This window comes from Marmoricola sp. RAF53, from assembly GCF_052114005.1.
GTDB lineage: Bacteria > Actinomycetota > Actinomycetes > Propionibacteriales > Nocardioidaceae > Marmoricola.
Genome location: NZ_JBFRDX010000033.1, coordinates 1 through 15,565 on the forward strand (window position 1 = coordinate 1; position 15,565 = coordinate 15,565).

Here is a 15,565-nt window from a genome sequence, read left to right on the forward strand (position 1 = left end):
CCTTCGCCGAGCCGCCGGCCGACGACGACCGCGGCCCGGAACCCGACGCCGGCCCCTCCCGGCCGCCGGCCTGGGTCGACGAGGCCGCGCCGGCCTCCGCGCCCGCGGACCGCCCGGACCCCGCGACGATCGCCTCGGCGCGGAGCAACATCGCCCCGACCCGCAGCGGGGAGAAGCCGGTCCGCCAGCCCGACGACCGCGACGAGCAGGCGCACCCGGACGACCCGGACCTCGAGGACGCGGGCCTGGATCACACCGAGCTGCTCGAGCGCGGGCTCGGCGCCACCGTGATCGACGAGATCCCCCACGACTGAGACTGGAGCGAACGAGATGACCGACACCCCGATGAACCCCTTCGGTGACGGCGGCCTCGACCTCGGGGCGATGCTCGAGCAGGCCCAGCAGATGCAGGTCCAGCTGATGCAGGCGCAGGACGAGCTCGCGGCGCAGAGCGTCTCCGGCAGCGCCGGCGGCATCACCGTCACCGTCACCGGGGTCGGCGAGATGACGTCGGTCCGGGTGCCGGTCGGCACCTTCGACGGCTCCGACGCCGACTCGGTCGCCGACCTGGGCGACCTGGTCGTGGCGGCGTACCGGGACGCGAAGGCGAAGGCGGACGCGCTTGCCGCGACGACCCTGGGCCCGATGGCCGGCGGACTCGGACTGGGCGGCTGACCTTGTACGAAGGTGTCGTCCAGGACCTCATCGACGAGCTCGGGCGTCTGCCCGGCGTCGGCCCGAAGGGCGCGCAGCGGATCGCGTTCCACCTGCTCGCGGCCGACCCCGCCGACGTACGCCGCCTCGCGGACGTGCTCGTCGAGGTGAAGGCGAAGGCCCGGTTCTGCTCGGTCTGCGGCAACGTCGCGGAGGAGGAGCAGTGCCGGATCTGCCGCGACCCGCGCCGCGACCCCACCCTGATCTGCGTCGTCGAGGAGTCCAAGGACGTCGTCGCGATCGAGCGGACCCGTGAGTTCAAGGGCCGCTACCACGTGCTCGGCGGCGCCATCTCGCCGCTGGAGGGCATCGGTCCGGAGCAGCTGCGGATCCGCGAGCTGATCGCCCGTCTCGACGACGGCGTGGTCACCGAGATCATCCTGGCGACCGACCCGAACATCGAGGGCGACGCCACCGCGGCATATCTCACCCGCATGTTGCGCCCGATGGGCTTGCAGGTGACGCGTCTGGCGAGTGGACTACCGGTAGGGGGTGACCTCGAGTACGCCGACGAGGTCACTCTGGGACGAGCGTTCGCCGGACGGCGCAGCGCAGGCGAGTAGCGATAGGACGCAATTGAGCGAGCACGAGTTCGAGGAGTTCGGCCAGCAGATCGCCGACCAGTCCGAGGTCTTCCTCCTCGGACTGCAGGAGATCTCTCGCGAGGAGCGCACGGGGTCGCTGGTCCCGCTGCTGCTGCTCGAGGTGAGCCAGCTGCTGCTGGCCGGTGCCCGGCTCGGAGCCCAGCAGGACTTCGAGCCCGAGACCGAGTACCAGCCCGACGTCGGTCCCGACCCGGACCTGGACGCGATGCGTTTGCGGCTGGCGGAGCGGCTCGGCGACGCCGACACGTACAGCCACAACTTCGAGCCCTACGACCCGGAGACCATTCCCTCGCAGCTCTCCGACGACCTGACCGCGATCGCCACCGACATCGCCAACGGGCTGCGGCACTTCCGGGCGGGCAACATCGAGGAAGCGCTCTGGTGGTGGCAGTACTCCTACCTGGCCAACTGGGGCAGCCTCGCCTGCGGCGTGCTCAGCGCCCTGCACTCCGTCGTCGCCCACGACCGGCTCGACCTGGTCATCGAGGGCGAGGAGGAGCAGGTCGAGGCCGCCGAGGCGGTCCTGGAGAGCGGGCTGTAGCGACCTGGTCGTCCAGCCTGTCGAGACGCGGTGAGGTGCCTGGCGGCCGGGGCGACGATCGAGTCCGCTGACGCGTCCTTGGTCAGCCGAAGTGGCAGACGTAGTCGAGCTGGTCGTCGACCTCGATGTCGAAGGACGAGTCTCCGGGGACGTCGAACGAGGTGCCGGCGGCGTACTCGGTCCAGCCCTCGGCGCCGGCCTGACGCACCCGGCAGCTGCCGGCGACGACCTGCATCGTCTCGGGCGCGCCGGTGGTGAAGGTCAGCGATGCCGGCAGGATCACGCCCACCGACTTCCGGGTGCCGTCGGGGAGCAGCACCGTGTGGCTGACGCACTTGCCGTCGAAGTAGACGTTCGCCTCGGCCAGGACGGTGACGTTCTCGAGCTGGGTCATGGGAGCAGCGTAGGGACGGGCCGGGGCGGGACCGGCACGCTCTCACCCTTCGGCGGGGATCGGGCCCGGCTGCGGCGGCCGCGTAGAATCACGGTGGCCTCAAGGCCGTCCGGCGCAGGAGAATGCGCTGTCAGAACCCCCGGTGAGTCAAGGAGAGCAGTCGTGGGTGTGGTCGTGCAGAAGTACGGCGGGTCCTCGGTTGCCGACGCCGACGCGGTCAAGCGCGTCGCCCGCCGGATCGTGGAGACCAAGAAGGCGGGCAACCAGGTCGTCGTGGTCGTCTCCGCGATGGGCGACTCGACCGACGAGCTGATCGACCTGGCCAATCAGGTCTCGCCGCTCCCGCCGGCCCGCGAGCTCGACATGCTGCTCACCGCGGGCGAGCGGATCTCGATGGCGGTGCTCGCCATGGCGATCCACGACCTCGGCCACGAGGCCCGCTCCTTCACCGGATCCCAGGCCGGCGTCATCACCGACGCCGAGCACGGCCGGGCGAAGATCATCGACGTCACGCCGGGCCGCATCCAGGCGGCGCTGGCCGAGGGCGCGATCGCGATCGTCGCCGGGTTCCAGGGCGTCTCCCAGACCACCAAGGACATCACCACCCTCGGCCGCGGCGGCTCCGACACCACCGCTGTCGCGCTCGCCGTGGCGCTGAAGGCCGACGTCTGCGAGATCTACTCCGACGTGGACGGCATCTTCACCGCCGACCCGCGGATCGAGCCGCGGGCCCGCAAGGTCCCCCGGATCTCCTACGAGGAGACCCTGGAGATGGCCGCGCAGGGCGCCAAGATCCTGCACCTGCGGTGCGTCGAGTACGCGCGCCGCTACGACATGCCCATCCACGTCCGCTCCTCCTTCAGTGACAAGGAGGGCACCTGGGTCGTCAAGGCCGAGGATGTAGCTCAGGAGAGTTCCATGGAAGCAGCGATCATCACCGGCGTCGCCCACGACCGCAGCCAGGCGAAGATCACGGTCGTCGGCGTGCCGGACAAGCCGGGCGAGGCGGCGGCGATCTTCCGCGCCGTGGCGGACGCGCAGATCAACATCGACATGATCGTGCAGAACGTCTCGGCGGCGGCGACCAGCCTCACCGACATCTCCTTCACGCTGCCGCGCGGTGAGGGCCAGACCGCGATGACGGCGCTCTCCCGCCTCCAGGAGTCCGTCGGCTTCGACAGCCTCCAGTACGACGACAGCGTCGGCAAGGTCTCCATCGTCGGTGCCGGGATGAGCTCCTCCCCGGGCATCTCCGCGCGCTTCTTCGAGGCGCTCTCGGACGCCGGGGTGAACATCGAGATGATCTCGACCTCGGAGATCCGGGTGTCGGTCGTGGTGTCCGAGACCCAGGTCCAGGACGCGGTCAACGCGGCGCACGCCGCGTTCGACCTCGGGTCGGACGAGATCGAGGCCGTGGTCTACGGCGGGACGGGGCGCTGACCATGGGCATCAACATCGGAATCGTCGGCGCGACCGGTCAGGTCGGCGTCGCGATGCGCCAGATCCTCCTGGAGCGCAGCTTCGCCGCCGACCAGGTGCGGTTCTTCGCCTCCTCCCGCTCGGCCGGCACGGTGCTGCCGTTCGGCGACCGGGAGATCACCGTCGAGGACGCGATGACCGCGGACCCGACCGGGCTGGACATCGCGCTCTTCTCGGCCGGTGCGACCACCTCGCGGGCGCTGGCCCAGAAGTTCGCCGACGCGGGCGTGATCGTGGTCGACAACTCCTCGGCGTTCCGCAAGGACCCGGAGATCCCGCTGGTCGTCTCCGAGGTCAACCCGGAGGCGATGGAGGGGGTGATCGCCGCCGGCCGCGGCATCATCGCGAACCCGAACTGCACCACGATGGCCGCGATGCCGGTGCTCAAGCCGCTCCACGACGAGGCCGGCCTGCGCCGCCTCATCGCCTCGACCTACCAGGCCGTCTCCGGCTCGGGCGTCGCCGGCGTCGAGGAGCTCGCCACCCAGGTCGAGGCCGCGGGTGAGAAGGCCCGCGAGCTCGCGTACGACGGCGAGGCGATCCAGTTCCCGGCCCCGAACAAGTACGAGCGCACCATCGCCCACAACGTGGTCCCGCTGGCCGGCTCGATCGTCGACGACGGGCTGGAGGAGACCGACGAGGAGCAGAAGCTCCGCAACGAGTCCCGCAAGATCCTGGGCATCCCGGACCTGCTGGTCTCCGGGATCTGCGTCCGCGTCCCGGTCTTCACCGGTCACTCGCTGGCGGTCAACGCCGAGTTCGAGCGCCCGATGAGCCCGGCGCGCGCCAAGGAGCTGCTGGCGGACGCGGTGGGCGTCGAGCTGACCGACATCCCGAACCCGCTGCAGGCGGCCGGCAAGGACCCGTCGTACGTGGGCCGGATCAGGCAGGACCCGGGCGTCCCGGACGGCCGCGGCCTGGCGCTCTTCATCAGCAACGACAACCTGCGCAAGGGCGCGGCCCTCAACACCGTGCAGATCGCCGAGATCGTCGCCGCACGCCTGTCCTGAGGAAGGCGCGCAGCGCCTGTCTCGAAGGGCCTGTCCTGAGGAAGGCGCGCAGCGCCTGTCTCGAAGGGGCCTGTCCTGAGGAAGGCGCGCAGCGCGTTCTGATCCTGGGTCAGGAGAAGGCGTTCTCGTCATCGTCGTAGTCATCGGCGTCCTCGACGAAGCGCACCGTCACCCACCACGACAGCAGGAACGACAGCGCGGTCATCGCCGGGATGACGAGCAGCATCCACGGCGAGTCGATCTGGTCGAGCAGCAGCAGCATCGCCACGATCGCGACCACGCCGACCCCGAGGAAGGCGGTCGCGAACGGATCGGGGATCCGCCAGGCCTTGAGCAGGTTGGCGCCGATCAGCACCTCGATCGCGAGGATGACGACCAGGGCGAGGAGACCGAAGCCGCCGCCGCAGGTGTCGGTGCCGCGGACGGACTCGCAGCCGCGGTTGGCGCCCATCGCCAGCAGGACGGTGACCAGACCGGAGATCGCGCCGGTGAGCAGCGCGGCGATCGTCGGCGGGATGGCCGGCAGGGAGGCGACGAGCACGTCGGCCGGCGCCTTGGACTCCTTCTCCTCGCGCGCGGCCGACTTCTCGGCCTTGCGGCGGGCCTTCTCCTCGCGGGCCTCCTCGCGGCGGGCGCGCGACTTCGCCAGGCGGGGCTCCGGAACGACCGCGCTCGGCAGGACCGTGGTCTCCTCCGCGTCCTCCGCGAAGCGGGCGGTGACCGCGAGCGGGTCGACCGGCGCGAACGGGTCGGTCTCCGCGGGCGCGCCGAGGTGGCTCGGCACCGGCGGCACCACCGGCGGCGGCGGGATCTCGGCGGTCGGCTCCGGCTCCGGCTCCGGCTCGGGTTCGGGTTCGGGCTCCGGTTCCGGTTCCGGTTCGGGTTCGGGCTCCGGCTCCGGATCCGGATCCGGTTCCGGCTCGGGCTCCGGTTCGGGCTCCGGTTCGGGCTCCGGGAGGGTCTCCTCGACGGCCGGGGGCGCCGGGACGGACGCGAGCAGGCTCTCCGGGACGGCAGGCACCTCGGGTACCTCGGGGGCCACCGGGACCTCCGGAGCTGCCTCGACGACCTCGGGGACGAACGCGAGCGGCTCCTCCACGACCGGAGCCGGCGCCGGCTCCACCGGCGGCGTGGCGATGGGGGGAGTGGCCGGAGGAGTGGCGGTGGGAGTGGCCGGGCGGGCGGTCGCGGCGGGCCGTGCCGCCGGGCGGGCAGCGGGGCGTGCAGCCGGTCGCGCTCCGCCGGTACGGGCCGCCGCAGCGGCGGCGCTCGCCGCGGCACGGGCGGGTGCGGCCGCCGCAGCGGCGGGCCGAGCGGGCGCACGGGGCGTGGTGGGCGTGGTGGGCGTGGTGGGGGTCACCGGGTCAATCTCGGTGGCAGCGGCAGCGGCGGCTGCGGCTGCGGGGACCTCGGGGACGGCAGTGGCCTCGGGAGCGGGCTCGGGAGCGGGCTCAGGAGCGGCCTCGGGAGCGGCCTCGGGGGCCGCTGCGTCCTCAGCGGCGGGAGTACTGGCCTCGGCCCCGTTTGTCTCGTCCTCGGACACCTTCGGACCGCGCTTCCGCTTGCGGCCGAAGCCGAGGGAGAGGTTCGGCAGCTCGAGGTTCGGCTCGTTGCTGCTGGTGTCGGGCTCGTTGGGCATGTCCGGATTCTGCCACTACTCCCTCGGCGGGAATGCAAAAGGCGGTCCGGATCCTGAATGGATCCGGACCGCCCCTTGGTGTCCGAGGACACGGTGGTCGGGCTGACAGGATTTGAACCTGCGGCCTCTTCGTCCCGAACGAAGCGCGCTACCAAACTGCGCCACAGCCCGATGAACCTCGGGAAGTCTAGCCGCACCCCGTCGGTAGGAAAAATCGGGTCATGGTTGGCGAGACACCAGGGTGACCAGGCTGGCCTCCGGACGGCAGCAGAACCGGATCGGGACGAACGGGGAGGTGCCCGCGCCGGCCGAGACGTGCAGCCAGTTCGACGCCCGGTCACCGGGGCGGGAATCCGCCGGGTGCCGGTGCAGGCCCTTGGCGCGGGCCGGCTCGATGTCGCAGTTCGTCACCAGCGCGCCCTTGAACGGCAGGCACAGCTGGCCGCCGTGCGTGTGGCCGGCGAAGGTGATGTCGTAGCCGTCGGCGGCGTACTGGTCGAGCACCCGCAGGTACGGCGCGTGCGTGACACCCACCCGGAGGTCGGCGTCCGCGGGGGCCCGGCCGGAGATCGCCAGGAGGTCGTCGTACTCCAGGTGCGGGTCGTCGACGCCGATGAACGCCAGGTCGAGCCCCTTCACGGTCAGCCGCCCGCCGGTGTTGGTGAGGTCCAACCAGCCGCTGTCGCTCAGCTCCGCCTTGAGCTGCTTCCAGGGCAGGTGCGGGCTGCTGGTGTTGCGGTGCCCGTTGTCGGGCAGGACGTAGCGCAGCGGGTTCCGGACGGTCGGCTCGAAGTAGTCGTTGGAGCCGAGCACGAAGACGCCGGGGACCTCGCGCAGCGGGCCGAAGGCGTCCAGCAGCGGGCCGAGCGCCTGCTGGTGGGCGATGTTGTCCCCGGTGTTGATCACCAGGTCGGGCTCCAGCGCCGCGAAGGACCGCACCCAGTCGAGCTTGCGCCCCTGCCGCGGCACCAGGTGCAGGTCGCTCATGTGCAGCACCCGCAGCGGACGGCTCCCGGGCGGGAGCACCGGGACCGTCACCTGTCGCACGGTGAAGTTGCGGACCTCGATCCCGGCGGCGTAGCCGAGACCGGCGAGACCGGCGAGCGCGCCCAGGCCGAGGACCTTGGCGGGGGTCGAGGTCAAAACCGAGGGGAGAGGCACCCCTCAAGGCTGCCACAATGCTCCTCATGAGCTCTTTGAAGGACCGCCTGCGCACCGATCTCACCGACGCCATCAAGGCGCGCGACGAGATCCGTTCCTCCACCCTGCGGATGGTGCTGACCTCGATCACCAATGCCGAGGTCGCCGGCAAGGAGGCCCGGGAGCTCACCGACGAGGACGTCCTCGGGGTGCTGACCAGCGAGGGCAAGAAGCGGCGCGAGGCCGCCGAGGCGTTCGCGGACGCCGGCCGGGACGAGCAGGCCGCCAAGGAGCGCGCCGAGTTCGCGGTGATCGCCGACTACCTGCCCGAGCAGCTCACCGCCGAGGAGATCGCGGCTCTGGTCGCCGAGGCGATCGCCGAGACCGGCGCCGGCGAGGAGGGGATGCGCGCCATGGGCAAGGTCATGGGCGTGCTCAACCCCAAGGTCAAGGGCCGGGCCGACGGCGGTGTCGTCGCGGCCGAGGTGCGCAAGCAGCTCAGCGGTTCCTGAGGAGCGCGCGCAGCGCGCGTCTCGAAGGGGACCGGTGGCGACTAGTGGTGGCCGCCGCCGTGCCCGTTGCCGTTGCCGTTCCCGCGGCCCGGCCCGTTGTTCGTCGTACCGGCCTGGCCGCCCTGCGGGGTGAACTGGCCCTGCGGGGTCCCCGACGGTGACGCCGGCGTCACCGCGGCCGGACCGCTCGAGACGTAGAGGGTGACGGTGCCGCCGCTGTACATGGTGGCGCCGCTCGCCGGGTTCGTCAGCGCGACCAGTCCGGGACCGAGGTCGGAGGAGACCTGCCCGCCGACCACGACCGAGAAGCCCAGGTTCTCCAGCGTCGCGGTGGCGTCGGTGCGGGTCATCCCGGTGACGTTCGGGACGATCTGCAGGTTCGCGTCGGAGAGCTCGGACGGCAGCGGCTTCACGAAGTCCTGGTCCGGCATCAGGTCCTGGATCGCGCGCATCGCGTCCGCCCACATCGGGCCGGCGTTCGTCGAACCGTGCGCGGTGGCGACGTACTGGCCGCCGATGGTCTGGCCGTTGAGGGTGACCCAGTGGCCGAGCTGGTTGGCGCCGGCGATCATCGAGGAGGTGGCGACGCTCGGGGTGTAGCCGTCGAACCAGACGGCCATGTTCTCGTTGATCGTGCCGGTCTTGCCGGCCGACGGCTTGTCCAGGGCGAGACCGGCACCGAAGCCGCGGCCGACCATGACACCGCGGAGGATGTCGTTGACCGTGTCCGCGGTGCTCTGCTGCATCACCTGCTGGCACTTCTTCGGGTAGTTCTTGAACACCCGGCCGGCGCTGTTCAGGATCCGGGCCACCGGGCGGTTGTCGCAGTGCAGGCCGCGGGCCGCGAACGTCGCGTAGGCGCCGGCCATCTCGAGCGGGCTGACGTCGGCGATGCCGAGGGTGAAGGACGGGACCCGCTCGTGGGTCGGGTCGGAGAGGTCCACGCCCATCGACCGCGCCAGCGCGTACGGCTTGCAGAGACCGGTCTTCTTCTCGAGCTGCGCGTAGAAGGTGTTCACCGACTCCTGGGTGCCGCTGTACATGTCCTTGCGGCCGCTGGTGGTCGAGTTGGACGGCGACCAGTCCGAGTAGACCGGGTAGGGGCCGTCGCAGGTCTGGAACTCGTTCTGCGGGATCGAGATCTTCGGCGGGGAGTTGAAGGCCGTGCTCGTCGGCAGGCCCTGCTCCAGCGCACTGGCGAGCACGAACACCTTGAAGGTGGAGCCGGCCTGGAAGCCGTTGGAGTCGCCGTACTTGTGGTCGACGACGTAGTTGAGGAAGGTCTGGCCCTTCTTCTTGGCCCGGCCCATCGGCCGCGACTGGCTGATCGCGAGCACGTTGCCGGTGCCGGGCTGGACCATGGCGAGCGCGCCGATGGCGTTGTCGGTCGGCAGCACGTGCGCGGCCGTCGACTTGTCCGCGGCCTTCTGGTAGCGCAGGTCCACGGTCGTCTTGATGGTCAGCCCGCCCGAGTTGAGCAGCTGCTTCCGGTCCTCGACCGTGGCGCCCAGGGCCGGGTCGGCGAGCAGGTAGCGGCGGACGTAGTCGCAGAAGAACGGCGCCTTCGAGCCCAGGCATCCGTTGCGGTCGGGACGGACCTCCAGGCCCAGGGGCTTCTGCTGGAGCTGGTCGGCCTCGGCGGCCGGGATGATCTTGAGCTGCGCCATCCGGCGGAGCACGGTGTTGCGGCGGGCGAGCGCCTTGTCCTCGAACCGGGTCGGGTCGTAGCCGACGGGGTTCTTCACGAGCCCGGCCAGCAGCGCCGCCTCGGCCGTGTCGAGATCGCTGGCGTTCTTGCTGAAGTAGTGCCGGGCGGCGGCCTGGATGCCGTAGGCGCCGTCTCCGAAGTAGGCGATGTTGAGGTATCGCTCCAGGATCCAGTCCTTGGAGTACTTCTGCTCGAAGCCGATCGCGTAGCGCAGCTCCTGGATCTTGCGCTGATAGGTATCGGCGGTGGCTGCCTCGCGCTCGGCCTTGCTCTTGGCCTGGCTGAGCTGGGTCATCTTCGCCATCTGCTGGGTGATCGAGGAGCCACCCTGAGTGATGCCGGAGTTGGCCTGGTTGGTCAGGAACGCGCGCAGCGTGCCCTTCAGGTCGATCGCGCCGTGCTGGTAGAAGCGGTAGTCCTCGATCGCGACGATCGCCTGGCGCATGATCGGGGCGACGTTGTCCAAGGTGACGTTGACCCGGTTCTCGTCGTAGAAGGTCGCGATGGTCTTGCCGTCGACGTCGAGGACCCGGGTGCGCTGGGCGAGCGGTTCGGCGGCCAGCTCCTCGGGGAGGTTCTTGACTCCCTTGGACAGCGCCTTGCCGCCGATCCCGAGGGCTCCGGCGAAGGGAATGGCGAGGCCGGCGACCAGGATCCCCATCAGGACCGAGAGCGCGACGATCACCGCTAGCTGGGAGATCACGTCGCGGGGCGTGAGCGTGTTGGGGCGCCGACTCATGCGGGCCATCCTAGGCGGCGGGACCCAGCGGTGCGCGGCGTGGGCCAGGTCACATAGCCCAACTGGACTATCCCGATTCGGTACCTCTGGGCCTGTTCCGAGACGGCTGCGGACCATAAGTTTCGATATGTGGGGGGGCTGGCTTCTGGGGCCAGAGACCACGTTTGCCTTTGGGGGTATCACCATGACCTGGAACGACGAGTGGGCCGCTGCCGCGACCTGCCAGAAATCGCGTCCCGACGAGCTCTTCGTGCGGGGTGCTGAGCAGCACAAGGCCAAGGTCGTCTGCGCTGCCTGTCCGGTGCGGGCCGAGTGCCTGGCCGAAGCGCTGGACAACCGCATCGAGTGGGGCGTCTGGGGCGGCATGACCGAGCGCGAGCGCCGTGCGGTCCTGCGCAAGCGCCCGAACGTGACCTCGTGGCGGAACCTGCTCGCCGCGGCCAAGGCCGAGCACCTCGAGGCCGCGCACGCGGAGACCGCCTGATCCCTGGGTCGTCTCCCGGGTCATCTCCTGGGTCGTCTCCTGGGGCGACCCGGGAACAGCGGTCCGCCGGACCTGACCTCAGCCCTGTGCGGTCAGTGCCAGCAGGCCGCCGATACCACGCAGGCCGTCCAGGTCGTGCACGTCGGTGGGGAGCGCCGGCAGCACGGCCGTCCGGACGTGCGGGTGCGCGGTCGCGAACCGGCCACGCAGCCGGGTCTCGCGCTCGACGATGAGCTTGCGGTCGGCGTGCAGCCGGAGCAGGCCCGCGGCCGTCCGGCTCGCCGCGTCCTCGGCGTCGCGCAGCTTCTCGTAGCCCGACATCGCCGCGGCCGGGGAGAGGTCGACCGGCGGGTCGACGCTGGCCCGGTTCACCACCAGGCCGGCCAGCGGCATGCTCTCCTCGCTCAGCCGCTCGACGAAGTACGCCGCCTCGCGGAGCGCGTCCGGCTCGGGCGCCGCCACCACCAGGAACGACGTGCCCGGTGCCTGCAGCAGCTCGAAGGTCCGCTGCGCGCGCTGCCGGAAGCCGCCGAAGAGAGTGTCGAACGCGGCCACGAACGCCTGCATGTCGGCGAGCACCTGCGCGCCGATGATCGTGGTGATCGCCCGCGTGACCAGGCCGAACCCGGCCGCCATCAGCTTCGCGGGGCCGCGCGCCGGCGCGAGCAGCAGCTTCATGAACTTGCCGTCCAGGAAGCTGGAGAGCCGCTCGGGCGCGTCCAGGAAGTCCAGCGCGCTGCGCGAAGGGGGCGTGTCCACGACGATCAGGTCCCAGCGGCCCGAGGCGCGGGCGTCCTTGTCGAGCTGCCCGAGCTTCTCCATCGCCATGTACTCCTGGGTGCCCGCGAACGAGCTGGAGACCGCGACGTAGAACGGGTTGTTCAGGATCTGCTGGGCCTTCTCCGGGCTCGCCTGGCTCTCGACGACCTCGTCGAAGGTCCGCTTCATGTCGAGCATCATCGCGTCGAGCGAGCCGTCGCCCGTCACGCCCGGGACCGGGCGCGGGGTGTTGTCCAGCGCCTCGATACCCATCGACTGCGCGAGCCGGCGGGCCGGGTCGATGGTGAGCACGACGACCTTGCGGCCGCGCTCGGCCGCTCGCAGCGCGATCGCCGCCGAGGTGGTGGTCTTGCCGACGCCGCCGGCGCCGCAGCACACGATGATCCGCTGCTGCGGGTCGTCGAGCATGGCGTCGACGTCGAGGACCGGGGCCGGCCCCGGGTGCGAGGTCATCGGGCCGACGCGGGACGGCTTGCGCGTGCTCATACCAGCCCCTGTTCGGTGAGCTCCTCGGCGAGCTCGTAGAGCCCGGCCATGTCGGTGCCGCCGGCCAGCCGCGGCAGCTCGTACGTCGGCACGCCGATCTCGTCGACCAGCGCCCGCTGGACGTCCTCGAGGTGGCGCCGCTCGGCGTGGTCGCGTCCCTCCTGGACGAGCGCGGCCACGACGGCCCCGTTGCCGTCGATGCCGGCGCCGTCGAGCGCCTTGGCCAGCGCGGCCTCGTCGACCGTGCCGGCGAGGAGCTCGGCGCGAGCCTCCTCGTCGAGGTCCTGGGGGCGGACCAGGTTGACGATCACCGCGCCGACGGGCAGGTCGGAGCGGCGGAGCTCCGCGATGCCGTCGGCGGTCTCCTGGACCGGCATCTCCTCGAGCACGGTCACCAGGTGCACCGCGGTGCGCGGCGACTGGAGCAGGGTCATCACCGTGTCGGCCTGCGACTTGATCGGGCCGACCTTGGCGAGCCCGGCGAGCTCGCTGTTGACGTGCAGGAACTGGCTGATCCGGCCGGTCGGCGGCGCGTCGAGCACGATCGCGTCGTACCGGCGGGCGTTCTTGTTGCGGCTGTTGCGGTTCGCGGCCTCGTAGACCTTGCCGGTGAGCAGCACGTCGCGCACGCCGGGAGCGATCGTGGTCGCGAAGTCGATGACCCCGAAGCGGTCCAGCGCCTTCCCGGCGCGGCCGAGCCGGTAGTACATGTCGAGGTACTCCAGCAGGGCGGCCTCGGCGTCGATCGCGAGCGCGTAGACGTCGCCGTGGCCGTGCTCGGTGGCCTTGGCGACCAGCCGCTCGGCGTACGGGAGGGGGGCGACGTCGAAGAGCTGCGCGATGCCCTGCCGACCCTCGACCTCGCAGAGCAGCACGGTCTTGCCGCGGGCGGCCAGCGCGAGCGCGAGGCTCGCTGCGACGGTCGACTTCCCGGTGCCGCCCTTGCCGGTCACGATGTGCAGCTGGGCCTGCGGGAAGGCCGGTGAGTCCGGGGCCATGCCCGGAAGCCTAGGACAACCGCGGCACGGTGAGGCGCCTCTTGCCAACCAAGGTGGACGCGGAGGAGCGTGAGTCTGGTCACCGGATGACTGGACAACAACGGTGTGGTTAGTGGACATTAACCTCAGTCAGTGCCATCGAGGAGGGACGCATGGACAAGGTCGTCACCGACGCCGCCGCGGCGGTCGCCGACATCGGGTCGGGTTCGGTGCTCGCGGTCGGGGGGTTCGGACTCTGCGGGATCCCGTCGGTGCTGATCGACGCGCTGCTGGCCGCCGGGGTGGAGGACCTGGAGGCGATCTCGAACAACTGCGGTGTCGACGAGTGGGGCCTGGGCCGGCTCCTCTACGAGAAGCGGCTGCGCCGGATGGTGTCGTCGTACGTGGGGGAGAACAAGGAGTTCGCCCGGCAGTTCCTCTCCGGCGAGCTCGAGGTCGAGCTCAACCCGCAGGGCACCCTCGCCGAGCGGATGCGCGCCGGCGGGTCCGGCATCGCGGCGTTCTTCACCGCGACCGGCGGCGGGACCCAGGTCGCCGAGGGCGGGCTGCCGTGGCGCTACCACCCGGACGGGTCGGTGGCGCTGGCCTCGCCGCCGAAGGAGACACGGGAGTTCGGGGGGCGTGAGTACGTCCTGGAGACCGCGCTGGTCGCGGACTTCGGCCTGGTTCGGGCCTGGAAGGGCGACCGGCACGGCAACCTCGTCTACCGGGACTCTGCGCGGAACTTCAACCCGCTGGCGGCGATGTGCGGCCGGATCACGATCGCCGAGGTCGAGCACCTCGTCGAGCCCGGCGAGATCGACCCGAACGACGTGCACACTCCCGGTGTCTTCGTGCAGCGCGTGGTCGCGCTGACCCCGGAGCAGGCCGAGGACAAGAGGATCGAGAAGCGGACCGTGCGGCCGCGTCCCGAGGGAGGGGCTGCCTGATGGCCTGGACCCGTGAGCAGATGGCGGCCCGTGCCGCGGCCGAGCTGACCGACGGCTCCTACGTGAACCTCGGCATCGGCCTGCCGACGCTGGTGCCGAACTACGTCGCCGACGACGTCGAGCTGGTGCTGCAGAGCGAGAACGGCATCCTCGGGGTCGGCCCCTACCCGTACGACGGGGACGAGGACCCGGACCTGATCAACGCCGGCAAGGAGACCGTCACGCTGCGCCGGGGTGCGTCGTTCTTCGACTCCGCGACGTCGTTCGGGATGATCCGCGGGGGCAAGATCGACGCCGCGATCCTCGGCGCGATGCAGGTCTCCGCGGCCGGCGACATCGCCAACTGGATGATCCCCGGCAAGATGGTCAAGGGCATGGGCGGCGCGATGGACCTGGTCCACGGCGCCAAGCGGGTGATCGTGCTGATGGAGCACGTCGCCAAGGACGGCGGCCTGAAGATCCTGAACGAGTGCTCGCTGCCCTACACCGGCCGCGGAGTCGTCGAGCGGATCATCACCGACCTCTGCGTCCTCGACATCACCCCCGACGGGCTCGTCCTGGTCGAGCTCGCCCCCGACGTCACCGAGGACGAGGTCAGGGAGAAGACCGAACCGCCGATTCGACGGCCCTGAAGGCCGTGGAGGCGGGGTCGAGGAACTCGTAGTGGCCGGTGCCGGGGAGCTCGGTCAGGTGCGCCCAGGGGTGCGCTGCGACGAACCGACGGCTGAGGTCGACCGGTACCTCTTCGTCGGCGATCCCGTGCACGAGCAGGACGCGCGGCCCCGGGGCGTCGCCGAGCAGGCTCATCGGGTCCGCCTCCGCGACCGGCGCGCCGCCGAGGAACCGAGCCACCGCGCCGTCGCCGAGCCCGAGCTCGTCCGCCAGGACCAGGTCGCAGACGGGGGCGAGCCCGGCGACCACGTCGAACGTCACCGGCAGCGGGCGGCTCAGCAGCCAGAGCGCCAGGTGGCCGCCGGCCGAGTGCCCGGTCATCGCGGCGCGCTCGTAGGTCAGGCCCAGGCCGGCGAGCAGGTCCGGGAGCGCGGTCACCGCCGCCGCGACGTCGTACGCCGTGGTGGGCCAGCCTCCGCCGCCGCCGACCCGGCGGTACTCCGGAGTCGCGACCAGGTATCCCGCCGCCGCGAACGCGCGCGCCTGGTGCCGGGTGTGGGTGCGGTCGTAGCGGTGCTTCCAGAACCCGCCGTGCACGAGCACCAGGAGGGTGCCGTTCGGCTCGGGCGGCAGGTGCAGGTCGATCAGCGCGTCCTCGTGGTCGGCGTACCGGACGACGGCGTCGGGCGCAGGGTCGGGCGCAGGGTCGGGCGCAGGGTCGGTCGCAGGGCCGGACGCCGGGTCGGGCGCAGGGTCGGACGCCGGGTCCGCGGAGGGGTCCTGGGGCACCCACCG

16 protein-coding genes, 1 tRNA gene and 1 pseudogene are annotated in these 15,565 nt (G+C 71.3%); 10 read left to right on the plus strand and 8 right to left on the minus strand.

The window, feature by feature from the left end; genetic code table 11:
* The 4 genes and pseudogenes from AB4Y76_RS19785 to AB4Y76_RS19800 form a co-directional block, all read left to right on the plus strand.
* Positions 1–314, plus strand: a pseudogene (locus AB4Y76_RS19785) (hypothetical protein); the annotation flags it as partial.
* 16 nt (positions 315–330) lie between these two features.
* Entirely contained in the window at positions 331–675 is a 345-nt protein-coding gene (locus tag AB4Y76_RS19790) for a YbaB/EbfC family nucleoid-associated protein (RefSeq protein ID WP_441928454.1), read from the plus strand.
* A gap of 2 nt (positions 676–677) precedes the next feature.
* Positions 678–1,277, plus strand: coding sequence for a recombination mediator RecR (gene recR, locus AB4Y76_RS19795; protein WP_441928456.1), 600 nt, complete (start codon positions 678–680; stop codon positions 1,275–1,277).
* Between the two features lie 13 nt (positions 1,278–1,290).
* Positions 1,291–1,860 (plus strand): DUF5063 domain-containing protein, encoded by a 570-nt coding sequence (locus AB4Y76_RS19800; RefSeq protein ID WP_441928458.1) that lies wholly within the window; start codon positions 1,291–1,293, stop codon positions 1,858–1,860.
* An 82-nt stretch (positions 1,861–1,942) separates the two neighbouring features.
* Here AB4Y76_RS19800 and ppnP read toward each other — a convergent pair whose 3' ends face one another.
* Positions 1,943–2,254, minus strand: coding sequence for a pyrimidine/purine nucleoside phosphorylase (gene ppnP, locus AB4Y76_RS19805; protein ID WP_441928460.1), 312 nt, complete (start codon positions 2,252–2,254; stop codon positions 1,943–1,945).
* A gap of 162 nt (positions 2,255–2,416) precedes the next feature.
* Between ppnP and AB4Y76_RS19810 the strand changes: the two genes are divergently transcribed.
* Together AB4Y76_RS19810 and AB4Y76_RS19815 are read left to right on the plus strand one after the other, a co-directional pair.
* On the plus strand, positions 2,417–3,694 hold the full coding sequence (locus tag AB4Y76_RS19810; RefSeq protein ID WP_441928462.1) for an aspartate kinase: 1,278 nt from the start codon (positions 2,417–2,419) through the stop codon (positions 3,692–3,694).
* A 2-nt stretch (positions 3,695–3,696) separates the two neighbouring features.
* Positions 3,697–4,743: an aspartate-semialdehyde dehydrogenase gene (locus AB4Y76_RS19815; protein ID WP_441928464.1), complete on the plus strand. Its 1,047-nt coding sequence runs from the start codon at positions 3,697–3,699 to the stop codon at positions 4,741–4,743.
* A 109-nt stretch (positions 4,744–4,852) separates the two neighbouring features.
* On the opposite strand, the gene AB4Y76_RS19820 is transcribed toward AB4Y76_RS19815, so the two are convergent.
* The 3 genes from AB4Y76_RS19820 to AB4Y76_RS19830 form a co-directional block, all read right to left on the minus strand.
* The gene (locus AB4Y76_RS19820; RefSeq protein WP_441928466.1) at positions 4,853–6,382 is read right to left on the minus strand and encodes a hypothetical protein; all 1,530 of its coding nucleotides are present in this window, start codon (positions 6,380–6,382) and stop codon (positions 4,853–4,855) included.
* 94 nt (positions 6,383–6,476) lie between these two features.
* Positions 6,477–6,553, minus strand: a tRNA-Pro gene (locus tag AB4Y76_RS19825).
* 48 nt (positions 6,554–6,601) lie between these two features.
* Positions 6,602–7,525, minus strand: coding sequence for a metallophosphoesterase (locus tag AB4Y76_RS19830; RefSeq protein ID WP_441928468.1), 924 nt, complete (start codon positions 7,523–7,525; stop codon positions 6,602–6,604).
* A 44-nt stretch (positions 7,526–7,569) separates the two neighbouring features.
* On the opposite strand from AB4Y76_RS19830, the gene AB4Y76_RS19835 reads away from it, so the two are divergent.
* Positions 7,570–8,034, plus strand: coding sequence for a GatB/YqeY domain-containing protein (locus AB4Y76_RS19835; protein ID WP_441928470.1), 465 nt, complete (start codon positions 7,570–7,572; stop codon positions 8,032–8,034).
* 41 nt (positions 8,035–8,075) lie between these two features.
* On the opposite strand, the gene AB4Y76_RS19840 is transcribed toward AB4Y76_RS19835, so the two are convergent.
* Entirely contained in the window at positions 8,076–10,481 is a 2,406-nt protein-coding gene (locus AB4Y76_RS19840; RefSeq protein WP_441928472.1) for a transglycosylase domain-containing protein, read from the minus strand.
* A 184-nt stretch (positions 10,482–10,665) separates the two neighbouring features.
* Here AB4Y76_RS19840 and AB4Y76_RS19845 point away from each other — a divergent pair, with 184 nt between their 5' ends.
* Positions 10,666–10,965, plus strand: a complete 300-nt coding sequence (locus tag AB4Y76_RS19845) for a WhiB family transcriptional regulator (RefSeq protein WP_441928474.1) — start codon at positions 10,666–10,668, stop codon at positions 10,963–10,965.
* A gap of 78 nt (positions 10,966–11,043) precedes the next feature.
* Here the strand turns inward: AB4Y76_RS19845 and AB4Y76_RS19850 are convergent, their stop codons facing one another.
* Positions 11,044–12,198 (minus strand): ArsA family ATPase, encoded by a 1,155-nt coding sequence (locus AB4Y76_RS19850; RefSeq protein WP_441928525.1) that lies wholly within the window; start codon positions 12,196–12,198, stop codon positions 11,044–11,046.
* 29 nt (positions 12,199–12,227) lie between these two features.
* Positions 12,228–13,229, minus strand: a complete 1,002-nt coding sequence (locus AB4Y76_RS19855; RefSeq protein WP_441928476.1) for an ArsA family ATPase — start codon at positions 13,227–13,229, stop codon at positions 12,228–12,230.
* Positions 13,230–13,381: 152 nt separating this feature from the next.
* On the opposite strand from AB4Y76_RS19855, the gene AB4Y76_RS19860 reads away from it, so the two are divergent.
* Both AB4Y76_RS19860 and AB4Y76_RS19865 read left to right on the plus strand, forming a co-directional pair.
* Positions 13,382–14,158: a CoA transferase subunit A gene (locus tag AB4Y76_RS19860; protein ID WP_441928478.1), complete on the plus strand. Its 777-nt coding sequence runs from the start codon at positions 13,382–13,384 to the stop codon at positions 14,156–14,158.
* Positions 14,158–14,790, plus strand: a complete 633-nt coding sequence (locus AB4Y76_RS19865) for a CoA transferase subunit B (RefSeq protein WP_441928480.1) — start codon at positions 14,158–14,160, stop codon at positions 14,788–14,790. The genes AB4Y76_RS19860 and AB4Y76_RS19865 overlap by 1 nt, the downstream gene beginning before the upstream one ends.
* On the opposite strand, the gene AB4Y76_RS19870 is transcribed toward AB4Y76_RS19865, so the two are convergent.
* Complete coding sequence (locus tag AB4Y76_RS19870; RefSeq protein ID WP_441928482.1) at positions 14,753–15,559, minus strand: alpha/beta hydrolase family protein; 807 nt, start codon at positions 15,557–15,559, stop codon at positions 14,753–14,755. The two genes, AB4Y76_RS19865 and AB4Y76_RS19870, sit on opposite strands and share 38 nt — an antisense overlap.
* Positions 15,560–15,565: the final 6 nt, after the last annotated feature.